The organism is Cyanobium sp. N5-Cardenillas (genome assembly GCF_024345515.1).
Taxonomy (GTDB): domain Bacteria; phylum Cyanobacteriota; class Cyanobacteriia; order PCC-6307; family Cyanobiaceae; genus Cyanobium.
Genome location: NZ_JAGQBG010000111.1, coordinates 1 through 10,013 on the forward strand (window position 1 = coordinate 1; position 10,013 = coordinate 10,013).

Here is a 10,013-nt window from a genome sequence, read left to right on the forward strand (position 1 = left end):
ACTGTGGATGCCTGCTTCGGCCACGATGGAAGTGGCGCTGTTGGAGGCATGAAAACAGAGGGCAACCAATGGAACATGGCGGGCCACCGCCAGCGGCTGATCTTGGTCGGCGACTCAAGCCTGGCCCTGTTCGCCCAGCTATACGACGAGCCCGGCACGCCGTCTACGCAGGCACGGTTGCCCTCGCTCCATTCTCGGCAACTGATAAGCGTTCTGGAGAGATTTGCCGCCGCCCCACAACGTCTCGGCGATCTCCAGGGGAAGTATTACACAACAGTGATGTGGGATGAAACCAATGCTGTGAAAAAAGATGGCACAATCCGTCGCCACACCAGCTTTCCGCCCGATCCCAGGGATCTCATCCTCTCAGGACCGCACTTTTCTGAGGGCAACCCGCGCTACAAAACGCCTCAAAAAGTCTGCACTGAAAAAGCCCACTACGATTGCCTCGATCTCACCACCCTGCCGGACGATTACCTGCCACGCAGCAACTATTGCCCGGATGTGCCACTCGCCGAATATCGTTCCCGTATACCTGTGGTTCCCTGGGGTGAGAAGCAGCCTGTCACCGAGTTTTATCGGGTTGCCTGCAGGAGGCGGCTCAGCCAGGGAAGAGAGCGGACATTGCTTTCGTCTTTGGCTCACAAGGACACTGGGCATGTTAATGCAGTTATCTCGCTTGCCTTCCAGAATCATCGGATAGCTGTTCTCTTCGCATCTTTTTTGACTTCAGTGCCTGCTGACTTTTGGATAAAGACGGCGGGCAAAACAGATCTTACTGCTGGCGACTTCCTGCTATTCCCCCTTCTGGAGTCTTATCATGAACTCTCCATGATGTTCCGCACCCTCACCCTCAACTGCATCACCACTCAGTACGCCGATCTTTGGGCTGACTGCTGGCAGCCAGAATTCACCCAGCAGCAGTGGGCCAAGCCAGATCCCCGTTTGCCCAACAGCTTCTTCACAAATCTCACCTCTACCTGGCAGCGAAATTGCGCTGTGCGAACTGATTTCATGCGCCGCCAGACATTGGTGGAGACCGATGTGCTCGTTGCCCAAGCTCTTGGACTCACCCTTGAGGAATTGATCACCATCTACCGCGTGCAATTCCCAGTGATGCAGCAATACGAACGCGATACCTGGTACGACCAGAACGGCCGCATCGTGTTCACGGCCAGCAAGGGCCTCACCCGCGTCGGCTTCCCCCGCAAGGGCAAAGGCCGTGGGGCTGCCAAGACCACCGGCTGGGAAGATATCCAGCACGAAATCTCCGGCACGTTTACTCGCACAATTCTCGACGACACCTTGCCCGGTGGACCGGTGGAGCGCACGATCAGCTATGAGGCTCCTTGGAGCCTGTGTGATCGGGTGGAGGATTATCGGGTGGCGTGGGAGTTCTTTGAGAGGGCGGAGGTGGCGACGTGACCATCTACGAAGACACCAACCCGAAGCGCCTCCTGGATTTGCTCGCTCTCATTGAAGCCGGCGACATGGTGTTGCCCGACTTCCAGCGCGATTTCGTCTGGGAGCCCAGCGCCACTCAGGCTTTGATCGTCTCGATCGCCAACAGCTATCCCGCCGGCAGCATCCTGCGTGTGCGTGATCGGGAACGGGTCTTTTCGGCCCGTGCTTTCGAGGGTGCGCCCGCCGCCAGCGAACATCACACGTTCTTGGTGCTCGATGGCCAGCAGCGCCTAACCTCCCTCTATCAGGCCTTCTACGGAAAGGGCGATCATCGCTATTACCTCAGCCTGCAGAAGCTGATTGAAGGCGAGGACTTCGAAGACGCCATCAGCTACCTACGTATCACGCGATCGGCGTTCAAGCGGCGAGAAGATCCCAGCTACCAGGCCGAGCACCTTCTGTTGCCACTGGCCGTATTGAAAAGCGGTACCGGTGGATATCTCAACTGGATGCTCACCGTGGTGGCCACCCGCGCCTCCGATGACCGCGAGCAGCTCCAGAAGGAGCTCCTGAAGATCCGAGGCGACTGGATCGATGCCTTCGAGCGCTACGACTTTCCAGTCGTCACCCTCTCTGCCGAAACCGAGCCAGCGGCCCTGTGCACAATCTTCGAAACGCTCAACCGCACGGGCGTGAAGCTCAGCGTGTTCGAGCTGCTCACCGCTCGCTTCTGGAGTCAAGAGATTCGCCTCCGAGATCTCTGGGAGCGGGCCCGCGCTGAGCACCCGTTGATCATCCGGTTCGATGTCGATCCCTACTACCTGCTAATGGCAATCGCCTTGGCTGGCGGCCAGGCCCGCAGCTGCAAGCGCGGCGATGTACTCAACCTTGACGCCGACACCGTGGCCCACTGGTGGCCACGAGTGGTAAAGGGACTCGATCGAGCCCTCACGCTTCTGGCCGACGATTGCTGGGTACTCCAACCCCGTTGGTTGCCCTACGCCACCATGCTGCCTCCGATGGCAGCGGCTTTTGCCTGGTTCGATGACTCGAAGGGGGTTGCCATTGGTGCTCAAAGAGAGCAAGTTCTTCGCTGGTTCTGGTGCTCCGTATTCAGCCAGGCCTACGAAAATGCGCCCAATACCCAGAGCACCAGGGACGTGAATGAACTGATCGCATGGTTTCAAGATCCCCAGTCCCAGCCTCCTGAAACCGTTCGAACCTTTCAGTTCAATCATGATCTTCTGCGTGAAGTCACACCACGCCAGCGCTCCCTCTACCGAGCAACGATCTGCCTGATGCTCACTTCGAGTACCGCTCCCCTTGATTTCCACAGCCGCGCTGTGCTCAACCACCAGCTGCTGATGAGTAATGGCATCGACGATCACCACATCTTTCCCGCCAAGTTTCTGGAAAACCGAGGCATTGAAGCTCGCCATCGTGACGTGGTGCTTAACCGCTGCCTGATTGACAGCACCACCAACCAACGCATCAGTTGCCAAGCTCCTTCCGAGTACATGGAGGAGATGCGCGCAGAGGAGCATTTCCCCATGGCAAAGGTCCTGAAAAGTCATCTCATCCCCCATGGACCTGACGCGGCTCAATGGATTGATGACTATGAGGGCTTCCTCTCCCAAAGGCTCAAGCTGTTGGCCTCCGCCGTCGCTTCAGCTACTGCGCCTTCCCACACAGCCTAAAGCGATGAGCAACTTCGACCTCCACAAGATCATCCAAGATGCTTACAATCAAGCCATGAAAGAGCGGGGCCATGTCAATATCCTGATCGCTGGCCGAAGTGGTGTGGGTAAAAGCACCTTAATCAATTCAGTCTTTGAGGGTGACTTTGTGCGTACTGGCGTAGGAAGGCCAGTAACCCCTGGCACAAGGGAGATCAAAAAGGAGGGCATCCCACTCTCCATCTTTGACACGCGGGGGTTGGAGATGGCCAACTTCAAAGAGACTGATGATCAGCTGCGCAAGTTCATCGCCGATCGACGGCAAAGCCTCGATCCTACTACCCATATCCATCTGGCCTGGGTCTGCATCGCCGAGGACCTCCGCAGAGTAGAGGACGCAGAACATGACTTGGTCGAGAAGCTTGTTGACTTCGTTCCTGTCGTTGGAGTGATTACTAAGGCACGAGCAGACCAAGGGTTCCGGCAGACGGTTCACGATCTCCTTCCGAAGTTGACCAATGTCATCCGCGTTCGAGCACTTCGGGAGGAGTTTGATGACGGGCATGTTCTTGAGCCCAGGGGGCTCAATGACCTTGTTCAGCATTCCATGCAGCTTGTGCCAGAGGCCCATAGGCGAGCGTTCGCAGCTGCTCAGAAGGTTGACCTGGACTTAAAAACAACACAAGCCCATCAGGCTGTAGCTGCGGCAACGGTCACCGCCGGTGGCATCGCAGCCGCTCCTATTCCATTTGCTGATGCAGCTGTAATCATTCCTGTCCAGATCACCATGATTGCAGGGATCACAACAATCTTTGGACTTCCTGTTACGGAAGGTTTTCTCTCCTCGCTTGTCGTCAGCGTTCTGGGGGGCGCCGGTGGTGCATTCCTCGGCCGTACCATCGTCAGCAATCTTTTAAAGTTGATTCCTGGAGCTGGCAGCGTAGCCGGTGGTGCCATCGGAGCTGCAACAGCTGGTGTGATTACTGCCGCACTTGGAGAAGCCTATATCGCTGCTCTTTACACTTTGCTTTCTAATAGTTCAGGTGCGACACCAACAGATCAAGAGATTGCCGAGGCCTTTAAGCGAGAGTTTGCAAAGGCCATTTCCCTCCGGCGTAATGGTTAGCTATGGCAGCGCACCTTGAATCCGGTTCAATCCTCCCCTCTGTCGTCGCCGCCGAGCTGGAGCAGGTCGCCCGGGATGCTCTCACCACCGCCTTTCACCCCACCACCCCAGGCTTCGAAGGGCTGATCGACCGCTTTCTCGCCGATCGGGATCGGCTAGTCAAAGGCCCCTACATCTCAATTTCGCTTCCGTTCCAGCAGGGCAGCCGCGCCGACTGGTTCCCGGAGCTCCAGCTGCCATTCCCGCCCTACCGGCATCAGGAGCAGGCCTTCGAGCGACTCAGCCCGGGCTCCCCCCAGAACACCCTGGTTGCCACCGGCACAGGCTCGGGCAAAACCGAGGCCTTCCTCTACCCCTGCCTCGACCACTGCCGCCAGGCGTACGCGCAAGGTCAGCGGGGTATCAAGGTGATCCTTATCTATCCGATGAATGCCCTGGCCACCGACCAGGCCAAGCGGATTGCCCATCTCATCCACACCATCCCCGCCCTCGCTGGCCTGCGTGCCGGGCTCTACATCGGCGACCAGGAGGAAGTCAGCTCCATCGCCATGGGGCCTGAGCAGGTCATCACAGATCGGTCCACGATGCACAAGGCACCGCCCGACATCCTGCTCACCAACTACAAGCAACTTGACTACCTTCTGCTCCAGCCCCACACCCAGGGCCTCTGGGCCCAGAACGCTCGGTTGGAAGACGGAACCAGCGTGCTGCGTTACCTGGTGGTGGATGAGTTCCACACCTTCGATGGAGCCCAAGGCACCGACCTGGCTTGCCTGGTGCGCCGGCTCAGAGATCGCCTGCACTGCAGCAGTGAGGAGCTGATCTGTGTGGGTACCTCGGCCACCCTCGGCGACGGTGATTCTCAAGCAGAGATGCTCTACTACGCCTCTCAGATCTTCGGGAGCACGTTTGATCGCTCCAGCTTGATCCAGGAGGACCGCAAGACCCCTGCTGAGTTCTTTGAGGACACCGATTTCGCCGATCCACTTAAAGGATTGCTGCTCGTTCCGCCTCCCAGCCTCGATCAGGAGGCTGTCCTCAACCCAGACAGCTATGGGGCCAGTGAGGCCAGAAGTGCTGATGCCGTCCGCAGTGCCTACCTTGCCGCCCAGGTACCGCTCTGGTTTGGCGCGGCCTTCACGCCCCCGGTAAATGGTTCGATTGATGACCCCGCCTGGCGCATCAGTCTGGGCCGCGAATTGGGTCGTCTGCCTGCGGTTCAGAACCTCGTACGCCAGGCCGCCGGTACCTGCTCGCTCGCGGAGCTGCTGGAGCGGTTTGCTCGTCAGCTCGGCATCGACGAGCGATACCCCTTCCCCTTCCGGGTGTTGCTGCTTGAAAGCCTGCTGGCACTGATCGGCCATGCTCGCGGCCCCGGCGGCCAGCCTTGGGTGCAGTTGCGCATCCAGATCTGGCTCCGTGAGCTGAAGCGGATGGTGGCCAGCGTGACCTCCAGCCCGGAGCTGCTCCATTCCGATGACCTCGACAGCAACGACGGCGATCACCACTTACCTGTCGTGCACTGCCGCGATTGCGGCGCTACCGGCTGGACCTCAACCCTGTTGCACCAGGACGCCAGTCAGCTGGATCCGGCGCGAAACCTCCGCAACTTCTACCGGGCCTTCTTTGGACGCGATCCCCTGGTCCAGTACGTGTTCCCCCTCAGGCCGCTGGTCAGTGAGAAGTCCTCCGCAGCACCCCTGAGCGCTGATGAGCGGCTGTTCTGCCTGGATTGCCTCACGATCCAGGAGCTGTCCACCAAGGGCGAAGAACGGAAGGCCCCAGTAGTGGGAGCGCGGTGCCAGAGCTGCTCCAGTCAAAGCCTGCTGGTGGTCGAGGTGCCCGACTGCACGACCCGCGATCGGAATGACCATCTGAAATCCAGTTCTGATTGCCCCTACTGCAGCGCCCACCAGAGCCTGCTGCTGATCGGCGCCTCAGCCGCCAGCCTCACCAGCAACTGTTCCTCTTCCCTGTTTGCTTCCAGCTTCAACGGCGATCGCAAGCTGCTCGCCTTCTCTGACTCAGTCCAGGACGCTGCCCATCGAGCCGGTTTCATTGCCGCTCGTGCCTATCGAACCAGCTTCCGCACAGCGCTCACCCGCACCGTTCAGCACCATGGCCGAGATCTGGAGCCATCCGGTCCGGACCCGCTCGATCTGACCGCTCTCCAAGGCGCTCTGCTTCATCACTGGCGCCAGGAGCTGCCGAACCCCGTCGATTTCGTCGCCACCTTTCTGCCCTCCGACTTGGAATGGCTGCGCGAGTGGTCCGCCATCGAACAGAGCACCCGTCCAACCCTCGCGCCAGACGACCCGCTGATGGAGATCGTCGAGAAGCGTCTGCGTTGGGAGGTGATGGCCGAGTTCGGCTATCGCTCTCGCCTGGGCTCTTCGGTGGAGCAGGCCGGTGCACTGGCCGCCGGGATCCGCCTTGAGGGGCTCGAACCGCTTCTCCCGGAATTGTTGGAGCGCTTGCGCAACGAGATGGAAGCGCTGCGTGACACCGATCAGGCCGCTGTGCGGCAGTTTCTGGTGGGCTTTCTGCATCACCTTCGCCAGCGGGGCGCTCTGCCCGTGCCGGAGATCCTCGGCGCCGATGGCCAAGGAAGCAGGTACCTCGCCAGTGGTGGAGACGACACCTATTCGTTCTGGCTGACCACCCACCTGCCCAACATTGGCCCTTCGTCCAACAAGCCAATCTTTCTGACGTCCCTCCGCGGCCGTGGGCACTTCGAGCAACTGGTCAACTCCAAGGGACGGCCCACCTGGGTGATGCACTGGTTGAGCAAGTGCCTGGGTGACTGCGGCGCGCCGGAACTCCAGAAGGTTGCCCTTGAGGCATCGGTAGCGGCCCTGGAAGCAGGTGGGGTCTTGCAGGCGCTTCCGCCAGGCCATCACGGCGAGCGAATCTGGGGCTTGGATCCAACTGCCATTGTCGTGGCGGCCGAGCCGATCAGCCTGCGCTGCACCTGCTGCGGTGACGGCCAAAGCATCCGTCCAGCTGAGCGTGCCATCTGGGAGGGGATGCCCTGCCTGGTTCAACGTTGCTCCGGTCACTACCAAAGTGATCCCCAGGGGGGATTGCCGCTCTACCGACGTCTGTACACCTCCGGCCAGGTGAACCGGATCATCGCTCGCGAGCACACCGGTCTGCTGTCTCGCAGCGACCGTGAACGGTTAGAGCATCAGTTCATCCATGACGGCCCCCGCAGTCACCCGAACCTGCTGTCGGCGACCTCCACGCTGGAGATGGGCATTAACATCGGCGACCTCTCATCGGTGCTGCTCTGCTCAGTGCCCCCCGAGCCTGCGAACTACTTGCAGCGCATCGGTCGCGCCGGTCGCCGGGATGGCAATGCCCTGGTCGGCACCGTGGTCAACGGCACTCCCCATGATCTCTATTTCTTTGCCGAGCCCACCGAGATGCTGCAGGGCAGGGTCACACCTCCTGGCTGCTACCTCGACGCCGCGGCCATCCTCAGCCGCCAACTGATCGCCTTCACGATCGATCGCTGGGTGCAGAGCGGCATCCCAGTGGAGGCCCTGCCCCGCAAGCTCAAGGCCGCACTCGATGCGGTGGATGGGAAGGAGTGGGAGAGCAAACGCAAGCTGTTTCCCTTTACCTGGCTGCAATGGACCCGCGACCATCAGCAGGCCCTGCTCGAAGACTTTCTTGTCCTTTTCGACGAGGACACCGTCAAGGGTCGCTGCCGTGAGCAGCTCCGGGAGGAGTTTCTTGCCGATGGCGATGCCACACCGCTTTTCCAGCGGAAATTGATTGGCCGCCTTGAAGGGCTCGCTTCCGAACGGCGGCGGTTGTTCAACGAAGGGAAACGCCTGGCCAAGCGCTTTCGCGAGCTGTCGTCGATCAACCCAGCTGCCCTGCTGGAAGCTCAGAAGCAGGAGAAGGAAGAGGTGCTGCGCGAGCAACGGGCCTATGCCGATCTGCGCAAGGAGCTTGAGAACCGACCTTTGCTACAGATGCTGACGGACGAGGGTTTCCTTCCTAACTACGCTTTCCCGGAGGCCGGTGTCACTCTGAAGTCGGTGCTCTGGCGCCGGTTGACTCGCAAGCCCAAGGCTGGGCGGAGCAGTGAGGATCTGAAGCCTCTGAGTTACCAGCGCCCAGGCAGTGTCGCCATTCGTGAGCTGGTGCCCGATGGCGTTTTCTACGCCCAGGGGCGGCGTGTGAAGGTCGACCAGATTGATCTGACGCTCAACCCGATTGAACGCTGGCGGTTCTGTAGGGTCTGTAGTTACAGCTGCCAAGAGGGGGAACAGGGTTTCAAGGACCAGGTCTGCCCGCGTTGTGGGGATGCCAACTTCTGCGACGCCCACCAGGTGAAGGAAATGGCGCGACTGCGACAGGTCGTGGCCACCACCGACGACGCCCTTAGCCGAATCAGCGATGACCGCGACGACCGCACCAACACCTTCTTCCAGCGACAGCTCCTGATCATCCCCGACCTCAACCGGGTGGAGATCACCCTGGCGGTGGATGACGCCGAGTTTCCCTTTGGGGCGGAGTTCATCGGCAGCACAACCTTCCGAGAAATCAACTTCGGCGCTGTGAATCCTGCCGGCAATGGCCATCTGATTGCTGGTCAGCAGTTCCGCGTCCGCGGTTTCGAGATCTGCAGCGGTTGCGGCAAGGTTCTGACTGGCCCGCCCACCAGCAAACAGCATGCCTATAGCTGCCGCTTCCGCGACAAGCCCGATGACGCCAAGGCACGCAAGCTTCTGTTCATGTATCGGGAGTTCAACTCAGAGGCCCTGCGTTTCCTCTTGCCCGATCGCCTCTTCTGGGACGACACCGGCAAAAGTTCCTTTCAGGCCGCCCTCAGCCTTGGCCTGAAGAAACACTTCAGCGGCAAGGTGGATCATCTTCTGCCAGCGGTCTCCACCGAACCCCAGTCCCTCGGCTCTGCCAACGGAGTGGGACCGGGCACCCAACGAAAGACCTTTCTCTACCTCTACGACTCGGTTCCCGGTGGCACTGGCTACCTGCGACAGCTGGTGGAGAACGGTGGCGAACGCCTGCGCTCTGTTTTTGAAGACTCCCGGAGCTCCCTACAGGCCTGTGGTTGCAATGACGGTTGCTATCGGTGCCTCTATGCCTACCGAAGCCGATTCGAGCGAGATCGGATCAGCAAGAACCGAGCCTTGGATCAGCTCACTGTGCTGCTCAGGCACTGGGAGCAGCTGAAGAGCAGCAGGCGCAGCCTCACCAGCATCACGATCACCACCCAGGTGGAGAGCGAGCTGGAGGACAAATTCATCGACGCGCTGCGGGAAGGGAAAGCTGCTCCCCCTGGAGTGGCAGTGAAACTCACAGCCGACACCTGGCAGGGACAGACGGCCTTTCACCTCAGTGTGAACGGTGTCAACTGGATGGTTCAAACCCAGGTCGAGATCGGCAAGGCCCAGGGAGTTGACGTTCTATCCCGTTGCGATTTTCTGATCACTCCAACCTCCGGAGGACTGCCCATCGCCGTCTATACAGACGGCTGGGACTTCCACCGCAATCGTCTGGCTACCGATGTTCGCCAGCGTATGGCTCTGCAGAGATCGGGGCGCTACCGCTTCTGGGCGCTCTGCTGGGAAGACGTGGTGGGCAAGCCCAATGGCCCCGCTGATCCGCTTCCCGCCAATGGGTTGCTCAAGGGGCTGGTGCCCAGCTTCATCAGGGATCCGGCAGCCTTCGCGGAACAGTGGCTCCCCGTGTCGCGTTTTGAGGTGATCGAGCCTCGGTCAGACCAGTTGGGCACGATCCTGCCGCGCGACCTGCGCTGGGCGCAGGAATCC

General features: G+C 60.1%; 3 protein-coding genes and 1 pseudogene. All 4 read left to right on the forward strand.

The window, feature by feature from the left end:
* Positions 1-1,425, forward strand: a pseudogene (locus KBZ04_RS09960) (hypothetical protein); the annotation flags it as partial.
* Positions 1,422-3,101, forward strand: a complete 1,680-nt coding sequence (locus KBZ04_RS09965; RefSeq protein WP_254991783.1) for a DUF262 domain-containing protein — start codon at positions 1,422-1,424, stop codon at positions 3,099-3,101. The pseudogene KBZ04_RS09960 and the gene KBZ04_RS09965, both read left to right, overlap by 4 nt.
* A 4-nt stretch (positions 3,102-3,105) precedes the next feature.
* Positions 3,106-4,206 (forward strand): YcjF family protein, encoded by a 1,101-nt coding sequence (locus KBZ04_RS09970; RefSeq protein ID WP_254991784.1) that lies wholly within the window; start codon positions 3,106-3,108, stop codon positions 4,204-4,206.
* Between the two features lie 2 nt (positions 4,207-4,208).
* Positions 4,209-10,013: DEAD/DEAH box helicase (locus tag KBZ04_RS09975; protein ID WP_254991785.1), on the forward strand; the 5,805-nt coding region annotated here is incomplete at its 3' end.

What these genes read in the sequence shown, in the direction of transcription:
- KBZ04_RS09970 (WP_254991784.1), top strand. Translation starts at nt 3,106, where the DNA reads ATGAGCAACTTCGACCTCCACAAGATCATCCAAGATGCTTACAATCAA.